Genomic DNA, 23,123 nt, shown 5'->3' on the forward strand with positions numbered 1-23,123 from the left:
CCGAGGAGGGCCGGGTGACGACCTATGACGATCGAGCGAGCCTCGCTGATCTGACCACCACTGTGGAGCGTGTCCGCAGGTCGGTGGAGAGTGTGATCGAGGGCAAGCCCGAGGTCGTACGGCTTTCGCTGACCGTGCTGCTCGCCGAGGGACACCTCCTCATCGAGGATGTCCCCGGCGTCGGCAAGACCATGCTGGCCAAGACGCTGGCCCGGTCCATCGACTGCTCGGTGCGCCGTATCCAGTTCACGCCCGACCTGCTGCCCTCGGACGTCACCGGCGTGTCGATCTTCGACCAGCAGCGGCGTGACTTCGAGTTCAAGCCCGGCGCGATCTTCGCGCAGATCGTGATCGGCGACGAGATCAACCGCGCCTCGCCGAAGACCCAGTCCGCGCTCCTCGAGTCCATGGAGGAGCGCCAGGTCACCGTCGACGGTCAGACCTACGAGCTGCCCAGCCCGTTCATGGTCGTCGCCACGCAGAACCCGGTCGAGATGGAGGGCACCTACCCGCTGCCCGAGGCCCAGCGCGACCGCTTCATGGCCCGGGTCTCCATCGGCTACCCGAGCCCCGAGGCCGAGCTCCAGATGCTCGACGTGCACGGCTCGGTCTCCCCGCTCGACGACCTCCAGCCGGTCGCGCACGCCCACGACATCCTGAAGCTGATCGAGGCGGTGCGCGCGGTCCACGTCGCCGACGCCGTACGCCGGTACGCGGTCGACATCGTCTCCGCCACCCGCACCCACGCCGACCTGCGGCTCGGCGCCTCCCCGCGGGCCACGCTCCACCTGCTGCGGGCCGCCAAGGCCTCCGCCGCGCTCAGCGGCCGCGAGTACGTGCTGCCCGACGACCTCCAGGCCCTCGCCGCGCCCGTCCTCGCCCACCGGCTGCTGCCGACGGCGCAGGCACAGCTGAACCGCCGCACCGCCGAGCAGGTCGTCCAGGACATCCTGCAGCGCACCCCCGTCCCGGCCGCGGCCCCGCCCGCAGGACCGATCTACGGCCAGCAGCCCGGCGCCCGGCGGCTGTGATGGGAGGCGCTGCCGTGCCGGACGGACAGCGGGACGACGAGGACGACCGGGGCGGTCTGCGGGCCGCCTTCGGCGGTCTCACCACCCGTGGCCGCTCCTTCCTCGCCGCCGGGGTGGCCGCCGCCGTCTGCGCGTACGTCCTCGGCCAGGCCGACCTGCTGCGCGTCGGGCTCCTGCTCGCCACGCTGCCGCTGATCTGCGTCCTCGTGCTGCACCGGACCCGCTACCGGGTCGCGGCCTCCCGCCGGCTCACCCCCCAGCGGGTGGCCGCCGGCACCGAGGCCCGGGTCCAGCTGCGGATGGAGAACGTGTCCAAGCTGCCGACCGGGCTGCTCATGCTCCAGGACCACGTGCCGTACATGCTGGGGCCCCGCCCCCGCTTCGTCCTCGACCGGGTCGAGGCGGGCGGGCGGCGCGAGGTGTCCTACCGGGTCCGCTCCGACCTGCGCGGCCACTTCCCGCTCGGCCCGCTCCAGCTGCGGCTCAACGACCCCTTCGGGATGTGCGAGCTGACCCGCTCCTTCAGCGCGTACGACACCCTCACCGTCGTCCCGAGGACCGAGGCCCTGCCGCCGGTCAAGCTCGTCGGCGAAGCCTCCGGGTACGGCGACGGACGGCAGCGCTCCCTTGCGCTCGCCGGCGACGACGACATCATCCCGCGCGCCTACCGCCACGGCGACGACCTGCGCCGGGTGCACTGGCGCTCCACCGCCCGCTACGGCGAGCTGATGGTCCGCCGCGAGGAGCAGCCGCAGCGGGCCCGCTGCACCGTCCTCCTCGACACCCGCCGGGTCGCCTACCAGGGCTCGGGCCCGGACTCCGCCTTCGAGTGGGCGGTCTCGGGCGCCGCCTCCTCCCTGGTGCACATGCTGGAGCGCGGCTACGCCGTCCGGCTCGTCACCGACACCGGGAGCACGGTGCCCGGCGAGGGCGCCGAGGGCTTCGCCGGCTCGGCACAGGACTCGGCCGAGTCGGCCGGACTGATGATGGACACCCTCGCCGTCGTCGACCACTCCGAGGGCGGCGGACTCTCCCGCGCCTCCGACGCGCTGCGCGGCGGCGGTGACGAGGGACTGCTCATCGCCTTCGTCGGCGACCTCGACGAGGAACAGGCGGCGCTCGCCGCCCGGATGCGCGGCCGCGCGGGCGCGGCCGTCGCCTTCGTCCTGGACTCCGGCTCCTGGCTGACCGGCGGCTCGGTCGCCGGCGCCGTCGACGAGCGGGTGCGGCAGCTGCGCGAGGCGGGCTGGACGGCGCTTGCCGTACCGCCCGGGGCGCGCCTCGCCGACCTGTGGCAGGAGGCGGCCGGAGTGCGCGCGGAGTCCGCCGCCGCCGACACCTACGGAGGATGGTCATGAGCGGGCGCGCACGGCTGACCCTGGCCGCCTGGGGCGCCACCCTGATGGGGGCCGGAGCACTGCTCCCCCTCGTGAAGCCGGCGACCTGGATCTTCACGGCGGCGTTCGTCCTCGCCCTGGTCAGCGGAGTGGGCGCGCTGGCCCGGCGGGCACCCCTCGCCCGGCCGCTGACCCTGCTCGCGCAGTTCGCCGTCGCGCTGCTCGCGCTGACCGTGATCTTCGCCCGCGAGCAGGCGATCCTCTGGTTCCTCCCCGGCCCGCAGGCCTTCGCGCACGCCGCCGACCTGTTCCGGGCGGGCGCCGAGGACGTCGGCCGGTACGCGATCCCCGCGCCGGACACCGAGGGCATCCGGCTCATGCTGGTCGGCGGCGTCGTCGCGATCGGCCTGATCGTGGACACCCTCGCGGTCGGCTTCCGCAAGGCGGCCCCGGCCGGTCTTCCGCTGCTCGCCCTGTACTCCGTGGCCGCCGGGCTCTCCGGCGGCGGCGCGGGCTGGCTCTGGTTCCTCCTCGCGGCCTCCGGCTATCTGCTGCTGCTCCTCGCGGAGGGCCGCGACCGGCTCTCCCAGTGGGGACGGGTCTTCGGCGGCGCCCAGCGCTCCGGCCGGCCCGGCACGACCGTCGGAAGCGGCGGCCCCACCTTCGCCCCGGCCCGCACGGGCCGCAGGATCGGCGCCGTGGCCATGGGCGTCGCCCTGGTGGTTCCGCTCGCGCTGCCCGGCTTCACCGGCGGGCTGCTCGGCGGCGGCGCCGGCGAGGGCACCGGGGGCGCCGGCAAGGGCGGCACCATCTCGGCCGTGAACCCGCTGGTCTCCCTCCAGGACAATCTGCGCCAGCAGGAGGACCGGGAGGTCCTGCGCTACCGGACCAACGCCCGCGACACCTCCGGCCTGTATCTGCGGCTCGTCGCGCTCGACCAGTTCGACGGCACCTCCTGGAAGTCCTCGGTCCGCCCCATCGAGGACGTGCCCCGGCAGCTGCCCTGGCCGCAGGGGCTCTCGCAGGACGTCGAGATCGACGAGGTGACCAGCAACTTCGTCGCCTCCGACGGCTACGAGCAGAAGTGGCTGCCCATGCCGTACCCGGCCGGGCGCGTCGACATCGAAGGCCGCTGGCGGTACGAGCCCGCCGGCCGGATGCTCGTCGGCGACGACAAGCAGACCACCCGGGGCGCCCGCTACCAGGTCAGCAGCCTGGACGTACGGCCCACCTCGGAGCAGCTGGCCGCGTCCGGGCCCGCCCCGGAGAAGCTGCGCCGCGAGTACACCAAGGTCCCCACCTCGCTCCCGGACGACGTCAGGGCGACCGCGCTGCGGATCACCCAGGGCGCGCGCAGCGACTACGAGCAGGCGGTGAAGCTCCAGGACTGGTTCGCCCGGGACGGCGGCTTCCGCTACGACGTCGAGGTCGAGTCCGGCACCGGGGTCCAGGCCATCTCCCGGTTCCTCAAGGACAAGCAGGGCTTCTGCGTCCACTTCTCCTTCTCCATGGCGGCGATGGCCCGCTCGCTCGGCATCCCGGCCCGCGTCGCCGTCGGCTTCATGCCGGGCACGACGCAGACCGACGGATCGGTCTCGGTCGGCATCCGGGACGCCCACGCCTGGCCTGAGCTGTACTTCGAGGGCGCGGGGTGGACGCGGTTCGAGCCGACCCCCTCGCGGGGCTCCACCCCCGTGTACACCCGGGACAACACGCCGTCCGGTACGGCCACCGGTCCCGCGCAGCCCCAGCAGAGCGCCTCGGCGCAGCCCTCCGCCGCGCCGAGCGCCTCGGAGAGCTGCACCCCGCAGATGCGGCGGCTCGGTGACTGCGGTCCGGACGCGGCGGTGGCCGGCGCGGAGTCAGGCGGCTCGGGTCCGAACCCCCTGACGGTGGTCCTCCTGACCCTGGGGGCCCTGGTCGTACTCGCCCTGCCCTTCCTGCCGCTCCTCTGGCGGACCCGGGTACGGGCCCGGCGGCTCGGCTCGGACGGGGCCCGTGGCGCCCAGGAGACGGCGGCGCGGACGCTCACGGTCTGGCGGGAGATCAACGACACCGCCTGGGACTACGGGGTCGAGCCCGACGAGTCGCTGTCACCGAGGAAGTCGGCGGCGCGGATCGTCCGCCTCGGCGAGCTGCGGGACGAGGCGGCGGACGCGGTGCACCGGGTGGCGCGGGCGGTGGAGGAGGTGCTGTACGCGCCTCACCCGCGGCCGGTCACGGGCCTCGCGGACGAGGCGGCCCGGGTCAAGGCGGGGTTCCACGCCTCGGCCGACCGCGGCACCCGGCTCAGGGCGACCCTGGCCCCCCGCTCGGCGGCGCGCCTCCGCTGGGCGGCGTCGGCGCGGTGGTCGGAGACGTCGACGAACTGGTCACTCCGTCGCCACACGCTCCTGACCCGAGCGACGACCCGCCTCCGCCGCACGACCCCGAACACCAACTGAAACCGGACGCCCCGCCCCGCGCTGCCGGTCCACCGCCCGGCGACGGCGCCCGGGGCGGGGCGACGCCCACCCCCGTGTGCACTCGCCCCGCCGGGGCGGTGCCCACCCGCCCGGGGCGGCGCCTCGCCCACCACCGTGTGCGCTCGTCCGCCGGGGCGGCGCCTCGCCCACGCCGTGTGGGCAATCGTCCCGCAGGGCGGGACGGGTGGGCACACGGGACGGCGCCCCTTGGCGGCGCCTCCGCCCGCTGTGCCTTGACCCGCACCGACTGTGCACCGCACAACGGGTGCGGGTTCGGGCGCGGACGCCTAGGCCCGGCAAGGGGCGCCGTCCGTTGTGCCCACCCGTTCCGCCCCAGCGGAACGATTGCCCACAACGCGGGTGGGCGCCGCCTCAGCCGCTGAGGTCGCAGCGGAGCGCCGCGCGCACGAGCGAGCCCCGCAGGTTTCTGCGGGGCTCGGTCACTTGGGGGCGCGGGGCTACCGCTCGGCCGCCGTCAGTGGCCGCCGCCCTGCTGCTCGTCGCGGCGGCGCTGCCACCGCTCTTCGATCCGGTTCATCATGGAGCGTCGCTGCCGGGTCTGACGGCCACCGGCCGTCGTCCCACTCCCAGTGGCCTGCTGCTCACCCGGCTTCGGCGCCTTGCGCCATCCGGTGACCGCCAGGACCGCGCAGCCCAGCATGACGAGGAACCCCACCACGCTGATCCAGATCTGCTGGGCGACCATTCCGGCCATGAGGAGCGCGATACCCACCAGGAAGCCGGCGACTGCCTGGTAGACCCGTCGCCGGGTGTACGTACGCAGTCCGCTTCCCTCGAGCGCTGTCGCGAACTTGGGATCTTCGGCGTACAGCGCTCGCTCCATCTGCTCGAGCATTCGCTGCTCGTGCTCCGAGAGCGGCACGGAGTCCTCCTAGTCGTCGGTCGCGGGGGCGACCGGTTTGCGGCCCTTTCAGGATAGGCAGGGAATCGCCCCCGTGAAACCCGCCCTCAATGCCGAATAGCCAATCCGGGCCGCCATGCGGATCGGTTGCTGAGGCGTTGATTCCCCAGCCCCTCGTCCGTCATGCCGGATGCTGTCCCCCGATCATACGGGGCGGAGCCCATTACGGGGCCGGCTGTGGCGTACTCCATGGAGTGCCGCCACCCGCACCGCCGAACGGGTGCCGTCCCGCTCAGGCCCGCTTCTCGCCCAGCACGTGCAACTGCGTGGCGATCGCGTGGAAGGAGGGCAGCTCCGCGGCGGCCGCTTCCAGCTTGAGCAGGGCCTCCGCCGCACCGGGCTCGGTGTCGACGAGGACACCGGGAACGAGGTCGGCGAAGACCCGGACGCCGTGCACGGCGCCGACCGAGAGTCCGGCGCCCTCCGCGAGCTCGGTGAGCTGTTCGGCGGTGAAACGCCGGGGTACGGGGTCGCCCGTGCCCCAGCGGCCCGCCGGGTCGGTGAGCGCGTGCCGGGCCTCGGTGAAGTGCCCGGCGAGGGCGCGGGCGAGGACGGCGCCGCCGAGTCCGGCGGCGAGCAGGCTGAGGCTGCCGGCGGGCCGGAGCGCGGCGACCGCGTTCCGTACGCCCTCGGCGGGGTCGTCGACGTACTCCAGGACACCGTGGCAGAGCACGGCGTCATAGCCCTCGCGGCCGACCACGTCGAAGAGGCCGCTGATGTCGCCCTGGACGCCGGTCACCAGGTCGGCGACGCCGGCCTCGGCGGCCCTGCGCTCCAGCGCGAAGAGCGCGTTGGGGCTGGGGTCCACGACGGTGACGCGATGGCCGAGGCGGGCGGCCGGCACCGCGAAGTTGCCCGAGCCGCCGCCCGTGTCGAGGACGTCGAGGCTGTCCTTCCCGGTGGCCTCGACCCGGCGGTCGAGGGCCTCTTTGAGGACGTCCCAGACGACGGCGGTACGCAGGGAGGCGCGCGACGGGCGCGACGACGCCTCTCGACCGAAGGCGGGGGAAGGGTCCGGCACGGCTGTTGACTCCTCGGTGACGGGTACGAACGCTCCCCACCCTATGGCCTAGGTCCCGCCTTTCGGATCACCCTCTGGCCTCGCCCGTTCCCGGTCTGCGGGGCGGGACCGGCTGGAGGGCGAGCAGTCGCTCGACCAGACGCAGGAAGGCGGAGGCGTCCCGGATCAGGTCGTCGGCCTCGCGCCGGGTCGCCGCGCTCGTGATGCCCGCTTCGGCGCGGGCCCGGCGCTCGGCGCCCGAGGCGAAGAGGGCGCTCCATTCGGTGAGCTCGGGCGCCAGCTCGGCGAGGAGTTCCCACGCGCTCCGTATCCGCTGCCGGCGGCGGGGCCCGGTCTCGGGCCTGGCACGGGCAGCGAGCACGGCGGCGGCGGCCCGGAGGGCGGCGAGGTGGGCCACGGCGTACCGCTCGTGGGGGCGGTCGAGGGCCGCGGCCTCGGCCAGGCCGGTGCGGGCCTTGGCGAGGAGGTCGAGGGCGGCGGCCGGGACGGCGGCACGGCGCGGGACGGGGTGGATGTCGGAGGCGAGTCCGGACAAGACGGAGGCGGAGGCGGAGGCGGGCCCCGACGGCGCGGAGGCGGGTCCGGGCTGGGCGAGGGGCCCGGGCCCCGACTGGGCGGGGACGGGTCCGGACCGCTCGGGGGCCGTGCGGCCTCCGGCGTGGCGGCGGGGCGCGGCTGCTGCGGAAGGGCTTGCCATGACGAGTCCTCCTGTCGTCGCGTGACGGCGCTGTGGCCGTATGTGTCCATCGTGCCCGCCCCCACTGACAACGCCCCTGACCTGGCCCTTTGCCTGAAATCCTGGACACGGGTAGTTTTTGCACTGACCAGTCAGTGCAAAAACGGGTTCAGGGGGTGGGTCCATGGAGGCGCAAGCCGATGCGCGGCCGCACGGCGCCGCCGTCGTCGCGGACGGGTTCGGACTGAAGGGACCGCGCGGCTGGGCCTTCCGGGAGGTCTCCTTCCGGGCCGAGCCCGGTTCGCTGGTGGCGATCGAGGGGCCGTCGGGCTCGGGCAGGACCTGTCTGCTGCTCGCGCTCACCGGCCGGATGAAGGCCAAGGAGGGCACCGCCGAGGTGGGCGGCCTGCCCCTGCCGCGGAAGATGGCCGCGGTCCGCCGGATCAGCGCTCTCGGGCAGGTGCCCGGCGTCAGCGAGCTGGACCCCGCCTTCACGGTCGCCGAGCACCTGGGCGAGCGGGCCCTGCTCCAGCGCCGTTACGACGGCTCCGTCCGGGCCCTCCTGCGGCGCCCGGCCGAACGGGCGGCGGCGACCCGGGCCCGGATCGAGGAGGCCCTGGCGGCCGCGGGTCTCGACCTCTCCGCCCTGCCGAAGGGCGAGCGGACCTCCGTACGGGACCTGGAGCGGCTCGAAGCGCTGCGGCTCACGATCGCCCTGGCCCTGATCGGCCGCCCCCGGCTGCTCGCCGTCGACGACACGGACCTGAAGCTCTCGGACGCCGACCGGGCCGAGGCCTGGGCGCTGCTGCGGGCGGTGGCCGCTTCCGGGACGACCGTCCTCGCCGTCTGCAGCGAGGCCCCCGAGGACGCCCTGCGGATCACCACGCTCACGGACGCGGCGAAGCCGGAGACACCCACCGGGGAGACCGAACCGGAGCCCGCCGCCGCCAAGGCCGCGGAGACCGAACCGGACGCCACCGAGCCGGACGCCGAGCCGGACGAGAACACCGAGCCGGTCAAGAACGCCGAGAACGGCGGCAGCGTCGAGACCACCGAGACCACCGCCGACCACACCACCGAGGAGGGGGCGGCCGATGCGCTCGCCGAAACTGGCCGCGCTTGAGCTGAAGCGCTTCGGCAGGGGGAAGCTGCCGCGCGCCGCGCTCGTCGCGATCCTGCTGCTGCCGCTGCTGTACGGCGCCCTGTACCTGTACTCGTTCTGGGACCCGTACAGCAGGCTCGACAAGATCCCCGTGGCCCTCGTCAACGAGGACCGGGGTGCCACCGCCGACGGCAAGCGGATCAACGCCGGCGACGACATCACCGAGGGGCTCCTGGAGAGCAACACCTTCGCCTGGCACCGGGTGAGCGACGCCGAGGCACGCGAGGGCGTGGAGGACGGCACGTACTACCTGTCCCTGACCATGCCCGGCGACTTCAGCTCGCGGATCGCCTCCAGCTCCGGGGACTCCCCCGAGACCGGCGCCCTGCGGGTGCGGACGAACGACGCCAACAACTACATCGTGGGCCAGATCTCCCGGACGGTCTTCTCCGAGGTGCGCACGGCGGCCTCCACCACGTCCTCGCGGTCGTTCCTCGACAAGATCTTCATCTCCTTCTCCGACATCCACGACGCCACGGCGAAGGCCGCCAAGGGCGCCGACGACCTCAAGCAGGGCGTGGACAGGGCGAAGAAGGGCTCCAAGGACCTGGCGGACGGTCTCACGACCGCCAAGACGGGCAGCGGCGACCTGGCCGCGGGCCTGAAGAAGCTCGACAAGGGCGCCAAGGACCTGGAGAACGGCTCCCGCGAGGTCGCGAACGGCACCCAGTCGCTCGCCGACAAGGTGAACGGCACGGCCGACAAGGTCCGCCCCTACCTGGCGAACAACGGCACGTCGATCCGCGACACCGCCCGTCTCGTCTCCGACTCCGCCACCGCCGCCCGCAACAACCTCGCCGACCTGGTCAGGCGCGCCCCCCTGCTCCGTACCGCCGCCCACACGGCCGACGACGAGCTGGCCGCGATCCACCGGGAGGAGTGCGAGCTGAAGCCGGAGACCGACGCGCGGATCTGCGAGAGGCTCAAGAAGGCCTCGGTCTCCGCCGGCGACGTGGCGACGATCGCGGACGACGTGCACGAGCTGACCAAGGGCAGCACCGGCGACCTGAAGGTCCTGGACGCGCGGCTCGCCAAGCTCACGAAGGAGGCCGACGAGCTGGCCGCCCGCGCCCCGCACCTCGACGAGGACGTCGAGGACGCCATCCGGAAGATCAACGAGCTCAACGCGGGCGCGAAGAAGGTCGCGGCGGGCGCCGACAAGCTGCACACGGGCATCACGGAGGCGAAGACCGGTTCCGTCAGCCTCGACACCGGGGTAGGCAAGCTCAAGAAGGGCGCGGGCGACCTCGACGGCGGTCTGTTCAAGCTGGCCGACGGCTCCGGCGAGCTGGCCGGCGGGCTGCACGACGGCGTCGAGCAGATCCCGGACTACGACAAGCAGGACCGCGACCGGCGCACGGAGGTCATGGCGGACCCCGTCCAGCTGGCCTCCAAGGCCCTGCACAAGGCGCCGAACTACGGCACCGGTTTCGCCCCGTACTTCATCCCGCTCTCCCTCTGGGTCGGCGCGATGGTCGCGTACATGATCATCCAGCCGATGAACCGGCGCGCCCTCGCCGCCGGCGCCTCCGCCTGGCGGATCGCGCTCGCGGGCTGGTTCCCGGTCGCGGCGATCGGCATCCTCCAGGTCGCGGCCCTCATGTCGGTCCTGCACTGGGGTCTCGGCCTCCAGATGGCGAGGGCGGCCGGCACCGTCGGCTTCCTCGCCCTGGTGACCTGCTGCTTCGCGGCGATCATCCAGTGGCTCAACGCCCGCTTCGGCGCGGCCGGCCGGATCCTGGTCCTCGCGGTCCTGATGCTCCAGCTGACCTCGGCGGGCGGCACGTACCCCGTCCAGACCAGTCCGGGCTTCTTCAACGCCGTCCACCCCTTCCTGCCGATGACCTACGTGGTCGAGGCGCTGCGCCGGCTGATCACGGGCGGCGGGATCGGGCCCGTCTGGCAGGCCTGCGCGGTCCTGACCGCGTTCACCGTGGGCGCCCTGGCACTGACCGCCGTCTCGGCCCGCAAGCGGCAGGTCTGGACGCTCGACCGGCTCCACCCCGAACTGACCCTGTGAGACGGGGCCGGTTGCCTCCGCGACACCTGTGAGAATCGACCCCATGGACAGCAGCAGCACCCGACGCCAGGCCACGCGCGCGAAGCTCTACGAGGCGGCCGTCACCCTCATCGCGGAGCAGGGCTTCTCCGCGACGACGGTCGACGAGATCGCCGAGCGGGCCGGCGTGGCCAAGGGCACGGTCTACTACAACTTCAAGAGCAAGACCGAGCTCTTCGAGGAGCTGCTGCGCCACGGCGTGTCGCTGCTCACGGCCTCGCTGCGGACGGCGGCCGAGGAGACCGCCGAGCGCGGCGGGAGCAGGGTCGACGCGCTCGACGGGATGATCCGCGCCGGGCTCGTCTTCATCGACCGCTACCCCGCCTTCACCCAGCTGTACGTGGCGGAGCTCTGGCGCACCAACCGGGCCTGGAACTCGACGCTCCTCGTCGTCCGCCAGGAGGCCGTCGCGGTGGTCGAGGGGGTGCTGCGCGAGGGGGTCCAGGCCGGTGAGCTCAGCGACGAGATCGACGTCCAGCTGACGGCGGCGGCGCTGGTCGGGATGGTGCTCGTGGCGGCCCTCGACTGGCAGGCCTTCCAGAGCGAGCGTTCGCTCGACGACGTGCACGCGGCGCTCTCCCGGCTGCTGCACGGCCGGGTGGGCGGCCGCTGACCCACGCGCGCGCGTGGAGGCCCCGTAACGCCCGCACGGCCTCCTTCCGCGCCGCTCCGAGCCCCACGCACGCGGGCGCGATGCCCAGCACACGACGAGAAGGCCGGTCCGACGAGGCTCGATCCCCCGAGCCCCGCCGAACCGGCCTTCTTCACGTACCCCCGTGACACCCCCGTGCCCCCGTGCCGGCAGGCGCGCGGCCCCGGTTCCGCCGCCCCGTGTCGGCGGTTCCCGGGGCCGCGCCCCTTCCGTGGTCACCACTCTCTCCTCCAGGCGCTCTCCGGCCCATCCGCACACCTACTCATCTCGCCCTCTAGGTACGGGTACTCAGTCCTGGTTACGATCGCGGGCGTGTCCGTACTCCCCCTGGTGTTCACCAGCGGCTGGGCGAGCGGGATCAACGCGTACGCGGTGGTCCTGCTGTTCGGCGTCTTCGGCGCGACCGGGCTCACCGACGAGGTGCCCGAGTCCTTGCAGCGCACCGATGTCCTCGTCGTCGCCGGCGTGCTCTTCCTGTGCGAGGCGGTGGCGGACAAGATCCCGTACGTCGACTCGATATGGGACTCCGTCCACACGGTGATCCGGCCGGTCTCGGGGGCCGTGGTCGGCGCCCTGCTCGCCGGGCAGAACGGCTCCCTGCCCGAGCTCGCGGCGGGCGCGGTCGGCGGTTCGACGGCCCTGCTCAGCCACTTCGTCAAGGCGGGGACGAGGATGGCGGTCAACTCGTCGCCCGAGCCGTTCTCCAATGTCGCGCTGAGCCTGGCGGAGGACCTCGGGGTGGCGGCGATCATCACCTTCGCCGTCTTCCATCCGGTGGCGGCGGCGGTCATCGCGGCCGTCCTGCTCGCCCTCGGCCTGGCGATACTGGTCTTCCTGGCGAAACGGATCCGCCGCTTCCTGCGCCGGAGGTCCGAGCGCCGCGAGGAGAAGCGGCTCGCCGGAGCGACGGCGAGAAGCCGGGCACGGCCGCCGTCCGACGACGGGTCGGAGCACTTCTGACCGACGCGCCCCGGACGCCCGACCGGGCCTCCCGTGCTGTCGGAGGGGCCGGATAAAGTCGCCGGCATGGCACGGATTGTGGTGATCGGCGCGGGACTCGGCGCCATGGCGGCGGCGGCCCGGCTGGCCGTGGCGGGCCACCGGGTGACGGTGTACGAGCGGGGCGCGACGTACGGGGGCGCGGTCGGCCGCTTCGAGCGGGACGGCTTCGCCTTCGATACGGGCCCGGGGCTGCTGCATCTGCCGGCCGTGTACCGGGACCTGTTCGTGAAGACCGGCAAGGAGCCCCTGGAGGAGTGCGTCACGCTGACGCAGGTCGACCCGGCGAGCCGTCATGTCTTCGCCGACGGCACCCGTGTGGACCTGCCGAACGCCTCACGGGCCGGCACGGTCGCCGCCCTGGACGCGGCGCTCGGGGCGGGTGCGGGCGAGCGCTGGGGCGACTTCCTCGTCCGGGCCCGCGAGGCCTGGGACCGGACGCGCCGCCCGCTCCTTGAGGAGCCGCAGCCGGCTGACCCCGCGCCGCTGGCCCGTGAGCCGTACCCCGCCCTGAAGCCGGGCCTGTTGCGGCGCCCGACGACGACGCTCGCGGGGATCGGGGCGCGGGAGCTGCGCGATCCCCGGCTCGCCGCCCTGCTCGACGCGTACGCGTGGACGTACGGCTTCGACCCGGCGACCGCCCCGGCCTCGGCCGCCGTCCTGCCGTACATGGAGCAGACCTTCGGCAGCTGGTACGTGGGCGGGGGGCTGCGGGCCCTCGCGGACGCGGTCCACGAGCGGTGTCTGCAGCGGCGTGTCGCGTTCGTCTTCGACACGCCCGTGGAGTCCGTCCTGGAGAAGGACGGCCGGGCGGTGGGCGTCCGGCTGGCCGGAGGGGAGACGGTCGAGGCCGATCACGTCGTCTCCGGGGCGCCGGTGCCCGCGCTCCGCCGGGACCGGGCCGTCGAGTGGAACGACGGCGAGTGGCCGCGCCATCAGGAGACCGGTACGAGCCGGGTGACGGTCTGTCTGGCGCTGTGCGGGCCCCGCGAGTCGGGGGCGGTCCATCGCACCGTCGTGCACGGCGAGGGCGAGCGGCCGACGGTGACCGTGCTGCGCCCGGACGATCCGGCGCTGCGTCCGGACGCGGACCACGAGTCGGTGACCGTGACGGCGACCGTCCGGACGTCCGGGGAGCGGGAGTGGGAGCCGTTCGCCGGGCGGATGGCCGAGGCGGCCGGGCACGCGGTCCCGGGGCTGCGGGAGCGGCTGCTGTGGCAGCACGTCCGCACCCCGGAGGACGTCCGGCGTGACACCGGCGTCGCGGAGGTGCCCGGGCCAGCGCTCGCCGGGGCCCGCGGTCTGCTGCTCCCGGCCGGCAACCGCTCCCCGCTGCCGGGGCTCTGGTTCGCGGGCGGCTGGTCCCACCCGGGCGGCGGGCTCGCCCACGCGGGCATGTCGGGCGCGCTGGTGGCGGGGTTCATCGTGGAGGGCGCGGACTTCCGCGGCTCGCAGTGAGCGCGTGGGGCCGTCGGCGACTCGCCGACGGCCCCACGCTCACTCAGTACCGGTACTGCTGCTGGTCGTCCGGGTGCTGCTCGTAGCCGTACGGCCCCGGGGCCTGCGGCTGCTGGGGCGGGGGCTGGTCGGTGTCGCGCTGCTGCGGGACCCAGACTCCGCCCGGCGGCGTGTCGTACGTGTACGAGGGCGCGGAGGGATCGCCGTAGTACGAGCCGTACTGCTGACCGTCCGTGCCCGGACCGATGTACGGGTCGGAGTAGGCGGCGTACTGCTGCTGCCCGGCGGCCTGGCCGTAGTCGTACGCCGGCTGCTGCTGGTCGTACGCGGGCGCGTAGGGGTCGTACTGCGGCTCGTAACCCGTCCCGTAGCCGGTGCCGGGGCCCTGGGGCGTTCCGTTGCCGGGGTGGTGGCCCGCGTCCCGGTCGCGGTCGTAGACCCCGTACTGGCCGGTCTCGTCGGGCATCGGCAGGGGCTCGTAGACGGCGGTGGTCTCCGCCGCGTTCTGCTCACCGGCGCTCACCTGACCGGCGTACGCGGGCTCCTGGCCGGTGTACGCGCCCTCCTGACCGGCGTACGCGGCCTCCTGCCCGTCGTAGGAGAGCTCGGTGACCTCCAGGGTCGGCCCGGCCTGCGCCGGAGCGGCGGCCCTGCGGCGCCGGCTCGCGCCCGGGCTGCCGCCGATCGCCCAGCCGGTGGAGAAGCCGCGGCGGAAGGAGAGCGTCACATAGGTCTGGCCGACGGCGAAGGCGACCGCCCCGGCGATGATCACCGCCACCGAGGGCAGCAGTACGCCGAGGACCACACCGAGGAAGCCGCAGAAGGCGAGCACCCGCCAGCGCAGTCGTGCCTTGTACTGGAGGAGCACCTCCCCCAGCAGCCACAGTGCGACCACGCCGAACGCGATGTAGAGGACCGTCCACCCCATGCCCCGCCGCCCCTCTCCACGGTCACCGCCGCGGGTCGGGGCGGGTACGACCGGTCACGACTGCTGGTGCAGTCCGAGATTCTCGTAGATCTCGAGCGTCGCGGTGGAGCTGTTCAGCGTGATGAAGTGCAGTCCGGGGACACCCTCGGAGAGCAGCCGCGCGCAGAACTCCGTCGCGAACTCGATACCGATGGAGCGTACAGCGGCGGGATCGTCCTTGACGGCGAGGATGCGTTCTTTCACGTCCGCGGGGAAGTGCGCGTTGCTCAGCTGGGGCAGCCGGTCGAGCGTCTTGACGTTCACGACGGGCATGACCTCGGGGATGATCGGGGTCTCGCAGCCCGCCTTCGCGACGCTGTCGCGGAGCCGCAGGTAGTTCTCCGGGTCGAAGAACATCTGGGTGATCGCGTAGTCGGCGCCGGCGCGGCACTTGTCCACGAAGTGCCGGATGTCCGTGTCCCAGTCGGCGGACCGGGGGTGCATCTCCGGGAACGCGGCGACGCCCACGCAGAAGTCGCCCGACTCCTTGATCAGCCGGACGAGATCGGCGGCGTACCTCACGCCCTCGGGGTGCTCGATCCACTCCCCCAGCGGGTCGCCCGCCGGGTCGCCGCGCAGCGCGAGCATGTTGCGGATGCCCGCGTCGGCGTACTGGCCGAGGACGTTGCGCAGCTCGGCGACCGAGTGGTCGACGGCGGTGAGGTGGGCGACCGGGGTGAGGGTGGTGTCGGAGGCGATCTTCTGGGTGGCCTTCACGGTGCCGCCGCGGGTGGAGCCGCCGGCGCCGTACGTCACGGAGACGAAGCTCGGTCCGACCGCCTCGACCCGGCGCATGGCGTTCCAGAGGTTCTGCTCGCCCTTCTCGGTCCGGGGCGCGTAGAACTCGAAGGAGTACGACGTGCCGCCGGAGGCGAGGATCTCGCGCACCGTGCGGGCGCGGTCCGAGCGGACGGAAGCGGTACCAAGGGCCATACCGGCAGGTTAGACGCGGTACGGGAGCCGCGTACATGGCGTCCGAGTACTGGACACCTTTTCGGACACCCCGGGGCGGGGCTCGGGGCGTGCCTCGGGGTGCCCGGAAGGGTGTGTCTCGGGGCTCGCAAGGTGCGGGCAGGGGTGCGCCTCGGGTGGTCCTTGGCTGACCCCTACGCCCCCGCGCGCTCCCGGATCCGCTTGGCGAGGGCGGCAGTCGCGGCGGCCGGGTCGTCGGCCTCCGTGATCGCCCGGACGACGACGATCCGGCGCGCGCCCGCGTCCAGGACCTCGTCGAGGTTGGTCTCGTCGATGCCGCCGATGGCGAACCAGGGCCGGTCCTGGGCCAGGCCCGCCGCGTACCGGACGAGGCCGAGACCCGGCGCGTACCGCCCGGGCTTGGTGGGGGTGGGCCAGCAGGGCCCGGTGCAGAAGTAGTCCACGCCCGGCTCGACGGCGGCAGCGGCCGCCTCCGTCTCGGCGTGGCAGGAGCGGCCGATCAGGACGTCCTCGCCGAGGATCGCGCGGGCGGCGGGCACGGGCAGGTCGCCCTGCCCCAGGTGGAGGACGTCGGAGCCGATGGCGTGGGCGACGTCGGCCCGGTCGTTCACCGCGAGGAGCGTGCCGTGGCGGCGGGCCGCGTCGGCGAGGACGGCGAGGTGCTCCAGCTCCTCACCGGCCTCCATGCCCTTGTCGCGGAGCTGGACGACGTCCACGCCGGAGGAGAGCACGGCGTCGAGGAAGGCGGGCAGGTCGCCCTGGCGCTTCCGGGCGTCGGTGCACAGGTACAGCCGGGCGTCGGCGAGCCGCTCACGAGGCGTGGGCATGGATGGGTTCCCCCCGGTCGGTGTCGCCGGCGCCGCGGCGGCCGCCCCCGTGGGGGGACGGCCGCCGCGACACCCGCTGATGGTGTCTTCGGTAGGTGCGGGCCTCAGAGGGCGAGCGCCTGGGCGCGGCGCTTCACCTCCGTGCCGCGGTTCTCGTTGAGCGCCTGCGCGGGCGTGCCCGGCAGGCTCTCGTCCGGAGTGAAGAGCCACTCCAGCATCTCCTCGTCGGTGAAGCCGTCGTCCCGCAGCACGGTCAGCAGCCCGACGAGGCCCTTGACGATCTTGTCGCCCTGGATGAAGGCGGCGGGAATCTGCAGGGCGTTGTTCTCTCCACGGCGCACGGCGATGAGCTGGCCTTCCTTGATCAGCTGCCGCACGCGCGTCACCTCGACATCGAGCATCTCCGCGATGTCGGGCACGTAGAGCCAGGCGGGGACGAGCGCATCGATCTTTACGTCAATCTCGGTCACAGGACAAGCCTGCCATCCCGGACCGACACCCGGTAGTCGGGCCCCGTGCGACGCCTCCTCCAGGGGGACGGCCCTACCGGACCGCCGCCTTCAGGGGTACGGACGGGTCGGACGCGCGCGCGGGGTCGACGGGGGTGGCCGTCTCGATCAGCTTGCGGCCCTGGGCGAGGTCGCGGGGGCGTCCGACGGCGAGGAGCGCCACCGGCACGCCTGCACGCAGCCAGAGCACGGACCAGGCCTCCTCCGCCGGGTCGCCGCGCCACAGCAGCTCGTCGGCGTCCGCGTGGTGACCGGCGTACTGGACGAAGCGGCCGAACTGCTCGGACCAGAAGTACGGGACGGGGTCGTACGGCGTGTCGGCGGACCCGGTGATCGCCGCGGCGACCGTACGGGGGCCCTGGAGCGCGTTGTCCCAGTGGTGGACGAGGAGACGCTCGCCGTAGCGGGCGGAGGGGAAGGAGGCGCAGTCGCCGACGGCGTACACATCGGGCAGGGAGGTGCGCAGCCGCTCGTCGGCGGTGACGGCGCCGCTCGGGTCGAGCGCGATGCCGGAGCCAGCGAGCCAGCCGGTGGCCGGCCGGGCGCCGATGCCGACGACGACGGCGTCGGCGGGGAGCTCGCGGCCGTCGGCGAGGAGGACCCGGCCGGGCTCGACGGTGTCCACGCGCGCGTGGGTGAGGAGTTCCGCGCCGTTGGCCCCGTACCACTCGGCCATGGGGGCGGTGACCTCGGCGGGCAGGGCACCCGCGAGGGGGCGGTCGGCGGCCTCGACGACGGTGACGGCGCAGCCGGCCTCGCGCGCGGCGGTGGCGAACTCGGCGCCGATCCATCCGGCGCCGACGACCACCACGGTGTGGCGGCGCTCCAGGACGGGCCCGAGGCGTACGGCGTCGTCGAGGGTCCGGAGCAGGTGGACGCCCGGGACGCCCTCGGCGCCGGGCAGGGTGACCGGCTGGGCGCCGGTGGCGAGGACCAGGACGTCGTAGCCGACGGATCCCGCCTCGGTGTCGATCTCGTGGTCGGCGGCGCGCAGCCCCAGGACGTCGAGGCCGAGGCGGAGCTCGACGCCGAGGGCCTCGAAGTCGACGTCGAAGGCGGAGTCCTCGGCCTTGCCGAGAAGGATGGCCTTGGAGAGCGGGGGCCGGTCGTAGGGCTGGTGGGGCTCGGCCCCGATGAGGGTCACGGGGCCGGTGAAGCCCTGCTCGCGCAGGGCGACGGCGGTCTGGACGCCCGCCATGCCGGCGCCGACGATCACGACATGCTGCTGGGCCTGCTTCTGCTCGCTCACCCGCCCACCTTACGATCCTGACGAACCGTCAGGAAGGGAGGGTGGGGGCGGCGCGAGAGGGAGGGCGGGGGCGGCGCCCGAGGGAGGGGCCTGGGCCCCGAAGGGCGCTGCGGTTAGTCTGGCGGGCGTAAAGCACTCGCGGGAGCCCGGACGCACCGGGCTGAGAGGGAGGCTGGGACGGCCTCCGACCGTACGAACCTGATCCGGGTCATGCCGGCGAAGGGAGGGGCTGGACGCCCATGCGTTCTTCCGATGTCTCCGAGGCATCCGACATCTCCGACGTCCTCGTGATCGGGGGCGGCGTCATCGGTCTGGTCACGGCCTGGCGGGCCGCGCGGCGCGGGCTGCGCACCGCCGTCGTCGACCCGGACCCCGGCGGCGGCGCCGCGCGGGTCGCGGCCGGGATGCTGGCGGCCGTCACCGAACTCCACTACGGCGAGGAGACCCTGCTCGGGCTCAACCTCGCCTCCGCCGCGCGCTATCCCGCGTTCGTCGCGGAACTCGAGGAGTCCACCGGCCTCGACGTCGGCTACCGCGCCTGCGGCACCCTCGCCGTCGCCCTCGACGCCGACGACCGGGCCCACCTGCGCGAACTCCACGCCCTGCAGACCCGCTGCGGGCTCGCCTCCGAGTGGCTCAGCGGCCGCGAGTGCCGCCGCCTCGAACCGATGCTCGCCCCGGGGGTCCGGGGCGGGCTGCGGGTGGACGGCGACCACCAGGTCGACCCGCGCCGGCTGGCCGCCGCGCTGCTCGTCGCCTGCGAACGGGCCGGAGTGGTCTTCCACCGCGCCCTCGCACAGCGCCTGACGGTCGTACGGGACCGGGCGCGCGGTGCCGTCCTCGCCGACGGCACGGAACTGACGGCCGACCAGGTCGTCCTCGCCGCCGGAAGCCTCAGCGGACGGCTCGCGGGTGTGCCGGACGAGGTGCTGCCTCCCGTGCGCCCCGTGAAGGGCCAGGTGCTGCGGCTGCGGGTGCCGGCCGCGTACGCCCCCTTCCTCTCCCGGACCGTCCGGGCCGTCGTCCGGGGCAGCCACGTCTACCTGGTGCCCCGCGAGAACGGCGAACTCGTCGTCGGCGCCACCAGCGAGGAGCTGGGCTGGGACACCACCGTGACGGCGGGCGGCGTGTACGAGCTGCTGCGCGACGCGCACGAACTCGTCCCCGGGATCACCGAGCTGCCGCTCACCGAGACCCTCGCCGGGCTCCGCCCCGCCTCCCCCGACAACGCGCCGCTGCTCGGCCCCACCGCCCTGCCCGGCCTCCACCTCGCCACCGGCCACTACCGCAACGGGGTGCTGCTCACCCCCGTCACCGGCGACGTCATGGCCGAGGTGCTCACCACGGGCGGCCTCCCCGACGAGGCCCGTCCCTTCACCCCCCGCCGTTTCGCCCCCGCCCCTCCCGTACGCCAGGAGCAGCCCGTATGAACGTGTCCGTGAACGGAGAAGCGCGCGAGCTCTCCGGCCCCCTCACCCTCGACGCCCTCGTCGCGACCCTGACCACGGCCCGCTCCGGGGTCGCCGCCGCCCTCAACGAGACGGTCGTGCCGCGCGGCGAATGGGCGGCGACGCCGCTCGGCGAGGGCGACCGGGTGGAGATCCTCACCGCGGTCCAGGGAGGCTGAGCGCCATGTCCGACGACGTGTTCACCCTCGGCGGTACGGAGTTCTCCTCGCGCCTCATCATGGGCACCGGCGGGGCGCCCAGCCTCGACGTCCTGGAGCGCTCGCTGATCGCCAGCGGTACGGAACTGACGACGGTCGCCATGCGGCGCCTGGACCCGACCGTCCAGGGCTCGGTCCTCTCCGTCCTGGACCGGCTCGGCATCCGGGTCCTGCCCAACACCGCGGGCTGCTTCACGGCCGGCGAGGCGGTCCTCACGGCCCGGCTCGCCCGGGAGGCGCTCGGCACGGACTGGATCAAGCTGGAGGTGGTGGCGGACGAGCGCACCCTGCTGCCGGACGGGGAGGAACTCCTCGCGGCGGCCGAGACGCTCGTGGACGACGGCTTCACCGTCCTCCCCTACACCAACGACGACCCGGTCCTCGCGCGGAAGCTGGAGGACGTGGGCTGTGCGGCGATCATGCCGCTCGGCTCGCCGATCGGCTCCGGGCTCGGCATCCGCAACCCGCACAACTTCCAGCTGATCACGGAACGGGCGGGGGTGCCGGTCATCCTCGACGCGGGCGCGGGCACGGCGTCCGACGCGGCGCTCGCGATGGAGCTGGGGTGCGCGGCGGTGATGCTGGCGTCGGCGGTGACCCGCGCCCAGGAGCCGGTCCTGATGGCCTCGGCGATGCGGCACGCGGTGGAGGCGGGCCGCCTGGCGCACCGAGCGGGCCGCATCCCCCGCCGCCACTTCGCGGAACCGTCGTCCCCAACAGAAGGCCGCCCCACCCTGGACCCAGAACGCCCAGCCTTCTGACCCCCCCACTTACGGCCCCCTCCTACTGGGCCGGCACCCACCCTCACCACACCACCGCCCACCCCCGTTGCGGACACCTGCTCCACCGGGACGCCGCCCACCCCGTTGTGGGCAATCGTTCCGCTGGGGCGGAACGGGTGGGCACAACGGAACGGCGCCCCTTGCCGGGCCCAGGCTTCCGGGCCTGGACCCGCACCCGATGTACGGCGCACTGCTTGGTGCGGGTCAAGGCGCAGGGGGCGGAGGCGCCCGCCGAGGGCGCCGTCCCGTGTGCCCACCCGTCCCGCCCCAGCGGGACGATTGCCCACACGGGGGTGGGCGACGCGGCCGCCCCGGCCGGGTGGGCGCGCGGGCGCTTGCCCTCAGAGATAGGCGGCACCCCGCCCCCGGCAGGTGGGCACCGCCCCCACGGCACGACCGCCCGCACAGGCCGTCGTGCGGTGCTCGTCACAGCTGCGCTGCAGTACGCCCCCGCCCGCCCCTCCGCCCCACCCCCGGCTCGTAGACTCGACGCCGTGGACACGACCCTTCAGGACCCCCTCGTCGGGCGGCTGCTCGACGGCCGCTACCGCGTCGACGCGCGCATCGCCGTCGGCGGGATGGCCACGGTCTACCGGGCCGTCGACACCCGCCTCGACCGCGTCCTCGCGCTCAAGGTGATGCACCCCGCCCTCGCAACCGACGCCGCCTTCGTGGAGCGCTTCATCCGCGAGGCGAAGTCCGTCGCCCGGCTCGCCCACCCGAACGTCGTCGGGGTCTTCGACCAGGGCGCCGAGGGCCCGTACGTCTATCTGGCGATGGAGTACGTCGCCGGCTGCACCCTCCGTGACGTGCTGCGCGAGCGCGGCGCCCTCGCGCCCCGGGCCGCGCTCGACATCCTGGAGCCGGTCCTCGCCGCGCTCGGCGCCGCGCACCGGGCCGGGTTCGTGCACCGGGACATGAAGCCGGAGAACGTCCTGATAGGGGACGACGGCCGGGTCAAGGTCGCCGACTTCGGTCTCGTACGGGCCGTGGGCTCGGCGACCGCCACCACCGGCTCGGTCCTCGGCACGGTCTCGTACCTCGCGCCGGAGCAGATCGAGCACGGCACCGCCGACACCCGCTCCGACGTGTACGCCTGCGGTGTCGTCCTGTACGAGATGCTGACCGGCGGCAAGCCCCACGGCGGCGACACTCCCGCCCACGTCCTCTACCAGCACCTCAGCACGGACGTGCCCGCCCCCTCCGCCGCCGTTCCGGGCCTCGCCCCGGAGCTTGACGAGCTGGTCGCGGCGGCCACGGCCCGTAACCCCGAGGTCCGTCCGCACGACGCCGTCGCCCTGCTCGCGCTCCTCCGGGAGGCCCGCGCCGGACTCGGCGAGGAGCAGCTGGACGCGGTGCCCCCGCAGGCGCGGTCCGAGGCCCGGGACACCACGGAGGACCGGACCAGCGTGATCGCCCGGCCCGTACCGGCGGCGGCCGAGGCGGCGGACCCCCAGCCGGTCCTGCACACGAACCGGCTGCCCGTGCCGGAGCCGCCCGCGCCCCCGGCCCGCCGACGGCCCCCGCGCGGCCCCCTGCTGATCGTCCTCGGCGTCCTGCTCGCCCTCGGGCTCGGCGCCGGCGTCTGGTACATCAATTCCGGCCAGTTCACCCGTGTCCCCGCCGTCCTCGGCCAGACCGAGAAGGTGGCGACGAAGCGGATCACCGACGCCGGCCTGGAGGTCGGCACGACGAAGCGCGCGTTCAGCGACGTGTACGAGCGCGGCACCGTCATGGCCGTCGACCCGGCGCCGGGCGAGCGCCTCCGGGGCAACGCCACGGTCACCCTGACCCTCTCCCGGGGCCCGGAGATCGTGAAGGTGCCCAACCTCAGGAACAAGCCGCTCGCCGAGGCCAGGCGCCTCCTGGAGAAGGAGGGCCTGGTGCCCGGGGTGACCACCACCGCGTTCAGCGACTCCGTCGCCCAGGGTTCGGTGATCAGCTCCGACCCCGAGCCCGGAACCGAGCGTGCCCCCGACTCCGCGATCGCCCTGGTGGTCAGCAAGGGCGCGCCGATCGACGTACCGGACGTCACCGGTGAGACCGTCGCCGACGCCACGGCCCTGCTCCGGGAGGAGGGCCTGACCGTGCGGGTCGCCCCGGAGCGGATCCACTCCCCCGAGGACGCGGGTGCCGTCGCCGCGCAGTCCCTCGCCGGGGGCAGCCGGGCCGCCGAGGGCGACACCGTCACCCTCACCGTCTCCAAGGGCCCGAAGCCGGTCGAGGTCCCGGACGTCACCGGCGAGACGACCGACGACGCCCGTACGGCCCTGGAGGACGCGGGCTTCGAGGTGGAGGTCAAGAAGTCCTTCCCGTACCTGGGCGACGAGGTCACCGGCCAGTCCGTGGAGGGCGGCGAGACCGCGCCCGAGGGCTCCGTCATCACCATCACGATCAAGGGACTGTAG

Annotated in this window: 20 protein-coding genes and 1 riboswitch; of the genes, 12 read left to right on the plus strand and 8 right to left on the minus strand. The window is 74.1% G+C overall.

Features of this window, described 5'->3' with window-relative positions; all coding sequences use genetic code 11:
- Positions 1–14: 14 nt before the first annotated feature.
- The 3 genes from ACZ4VK_RS01470 to ACZ4VK_RS01480 are packed head-to-tail and all read left to right on the plus strand — an operon-like array spanning position 15 to position 4,812.
- Positions 15–1,031: an AAA family ATPase gene (locus ACZ4VK_RS01470; RefSeq protein ID WP_468347290.1), complete on the plus strand. Its 1,017-nt coding sequence runs from the start codon at positions 15–17 to the stop codon at positions 1,029–1,031.
- Positions 1,031–2,389: a DUF58 domain-containing protein gene (locus ACZ4VK_RS01475; protein ID WP_468347292.1), complete on the plus strand. Its 1,359-nt coding sequence runs from the start codon at positions 1,031–1,033 to the stop codon at positions 2,387–2,389. Before ACZ4VK_RS01470 ends, ACZ4VK_RS01475 begins: the two co-directional genes overlap by 1 nt.
- Positions 2,386–4,812: a transglutaminase TgpA family protein gene (locus ACZ4VK_RS01480; RefSeq protein WP_468347294.1), complete on the plus strand. Its 2,427-nt coding sequence runs from the start codon at positions 2,386–2,388 to the stop codon at positions 4,810–4,812. Before ACZ4VK_RS01475 ends, ACZ4VK_RS01480 begins: the two co-directional genes overlap by 4 nt.
- A 496-nt stretch (positions 4,813–5,308) precedes the next feature.
- Here ACZ4VK_RS01480 and ACZ4VK_RS01485 read toward each other — a convergent pair whose 3' ends face one another.
- The 3 genes from ACZ4VK_RS01485 to ACZ4VK_RS01495 all read right to left on the minus strand — a co-directional run bounded on the left by ACZ4VK_RS01485 (position 5,309) and on the right by ACZ4VK_RS01495 (position 7,473).
- A complete protein-coding gene (locus ACZ4VK_RS01485) occupies positions 5,309–5,716 on the minus strand; it encodes a DUF3040 domain-containing protein (RefSeq protein WP_468347295.1) in 408 nt (135 codons plus the stop codon).
- A gap of 271 nt (positions 5,717–5,987) precedes the next feature.
- Positions 5,988–6,776, minus strand: a complete 789-nt coding sequence (locus ACZ4VK_RS01490) for a class I SAM-dependent methyltransferase (RefSeq protein ID WP_468347297.1) — start codon at positions 6,774–6,776, stop codon at positions 5,988–5,990.
- A 67-nt stretch (positions 6,777–6,843) separates the two neighbouring features.
- On the minus strand, positions 6,844–7,473 hold the full coding sequence (locus ACZ4VK_RS01495) for an SAV_6107 family HEPN domain-containing protein (protein ID WP_468347299.1): 630 nt from the start codon (positions 7,471–7,473) through the stop codon (positions 6,844–6,846).
- 163 nt (positions 7,474–7,636) lie between these two features.
- Between ACZ4VK_RS01495 and ACZ4VK_RS01500 the strand changes: the two genes are divergently transcribed.
- The 5 genes from ACZ4VK_RS01500 to ACZ4VK_RS01520 all read left to right on the plus strand — a co-directional run bounded on the left by ACZ4VK_RS01500 (position 7,637) and on the right by ACZ4VK_RS01520 (position 13,782).
- Positions 7,637–8,575, plus strand: coding sequence for an ATP-binding cassette domain-containing protein (locus ACZ4VK_RS01500; RefSeq protein ID WP_468347301.1), 939 nt, complete (start codon positions 7,637–7,639; stop codon positions 8,573–8,575).
- Positions 8,547–10,634 (plus strand): YhgE/Pip family protein, encoded by a 2,088-nt coding sequence (locus ACZ4VK_RS01505; RefSeq protein ID WP_468347303.1) that lies wholly within the window; start codon positions 8,547–8,549, stop codon positions 10,632–10,634. Before ACZ4VK_RS01500 ends, ACZ4VK_RS01505 begins: the two co-directional genes overlap by 29 nt.
- Positions 10,635–10,677: 43 nt before the next feature.
- On the plus strand, positions 10,678–11,286 hold the full coding sequence (locus tag ACZ4VK_RS01510; protein WP_468347305.1) for a TetR/AcrR family transcriptional regulator: 609 nt from the start codon (positions 10,678–10,680) through the stop codon (positions 11,284–11,286).
- A gap of 351 nt (positions 11,287–11,637) precedes the next feature.
- A complete protein-coding gene (locus tag ACZ4VK_RS01515) occupies positions 11,638–12,285 on the plus strand; it encodes a DUF4126 domain-containing protein (protein ID WP_468347307.1) in 648 nt (215 codons plus the stop codon).
- A 66-nt stretch (positions 12,286–12,351) separates the two neighbouring features.
- Positions 12,352–13,782, plus strand: a complete 1,431-nt coding sequence (locus tag ACZ4VK_RS01520) for a phytoene desaturase family protein (RefSeq protein ID WP_468347309.1) — start codon at positions 12,352–12,354, stop codon at positions 13,780–13,782.
- 43 nt (positions 13,783–13,825) lie between these two features.
- Here ACZ4VK_RS01520 and ACZ4VK_RS01525 read toward each other — a convergent pair whose 3' ends face one another.
- The 5 genes from ACZ4VK_RS01525 to ACZ4VK_RS01545 all read right to left on the minus strand — a co-directional run bounded on the left by ACZ4VK_RS01525 (position 13,826) and on the right by ACZ4VK_RS01545 (position 18,216).
- Positions 13,826–14,710 (minus strand): hypothetical protein, encoded by an 885-nt coding sequence (locus ACZ4VK_RS01525; RefSeq protein WP_468347311.1) that lies wholly within the window; start codon positions 14,708–14,710, stop codon positions 13,826–13,828.
- Between the two features lie 54 nt (positions 14,711–14,764).
- Positions 14,765–15,682, minus strand: a complete 918-nt coding sequence (metF, locus tag ACZ4VK_RS01530) for a methylenetetrahydrofolate reductase [NAD(P)H] (protein WP_468347313.1) — start codon at positions 15,680–15,682, stop codon at positions 14,765–14,767.
- A gap of 173 nt (positions 15,683–15,855) precedes the next feature.
- Positions 15,856–16,509, minus strand: coding sequence for a thiamine phosphate synthase (gene thiE / locus ACZ4VK_RS01535; RefSeq protein ID WP_468347315.1), 654 nt, complete (start codon positions 16,507–16,509; stop codon positions 15,856–15,858).
- Positions 16,510–16,613: 104 nt separating this feature from the next.
- The gene (locus tag ACZ4VK_RS01540; RefSeq protein WP_030219572.1) at positions 16,614–16,979 is read right to left on the minus strand and encodes an Rv2175c family DNA-binding protein; all 366 of its coding nucleotides are present in this window, start codon (positions 16,977–16,979) and stop codon (positions 16,614–16,616) included.
- Between the two features lie 73 nt (positions 16,980–17,052).
- Complete coding sequence (locus tag ACZ4VK_RS01545; RefSeq protein ID WP_468348790.1) at positions 17,053–18,216, minus strand: NAD(P)/FAD-dependent oxidoreductase; 1,164 nt, start codon at positions 18,214–18,216, stop codon at positions 17,053–17,055.
- 179 nt (positions 18,217–18,395) lie between these two features.
- A riboswitch (TPP riboswitch) is annotated at positions 18,396–18,509 on the plus strand.
- On the opposite strand from ACZ4VK_RS01545, the gene thiO reads away from it, so the two are divergent.
- The 4 genes from thiO to pknB all read left to right on the plus strand — a co-directional run bounded on the left by thiO (position 18,507) and on the right by pknB (position 23,123).
- On the plus strand, positions 18,507–19,697 hold the full coding sequence (gene thiO, locus ACZ4VK_RS01550; RefSeq protein WP_468347318.1) for a glycine oxidase ThiO: 1,191 nt from the start codon (positions 18,507–18,509) through the stop codon (positions 19,695–19,697). Its footprint overlaps the riboswitch before it by 3 nt.
- Positions 19,694–19,894 (plus strand): sulfur carrier protein ThiS, encoded by a 201-nt coding sequence (thiS, locus tag ACZ4VK_RS01555; protein WP_389683012.1) that lies wholly within the window; start codon positions 19,694–19,696, stop codon positions 19,892–19,894. The genes thiO and thiS overlap by 4 nt, the downstream gene beginning before the upstream one ends.
- Positions 19,895–19,899: 5 nt before the next feature.
- Positions 19,900–20,694 (plus strand): thiazole synthase, encoded by a 795-nt coding sequence (locus tag ACZ4VK_RS01560; protein ID WP_468347320.1) that lies wholly within the window; start codon positions 19,900–19,902, stop codon positions 20,692–20,694.
- Between the two features lie 515 nt (positions 20,695–21,209).
- Positions 21,210–23,123, plus strand: a complete 1,914-nt coding sequence (gene pknB, locus ACZ4VK_RS01565) for a Stk1 family PASTA domain-containing Ser/Thr kinase (protein ID WP_468347322.1) — start codon at positions 21,210–21,212, stop codon at positions 23,121–23,123.

It is taken from the genome of Streptomyces sp. NPDC028711 (assembly GCF_055565415.1).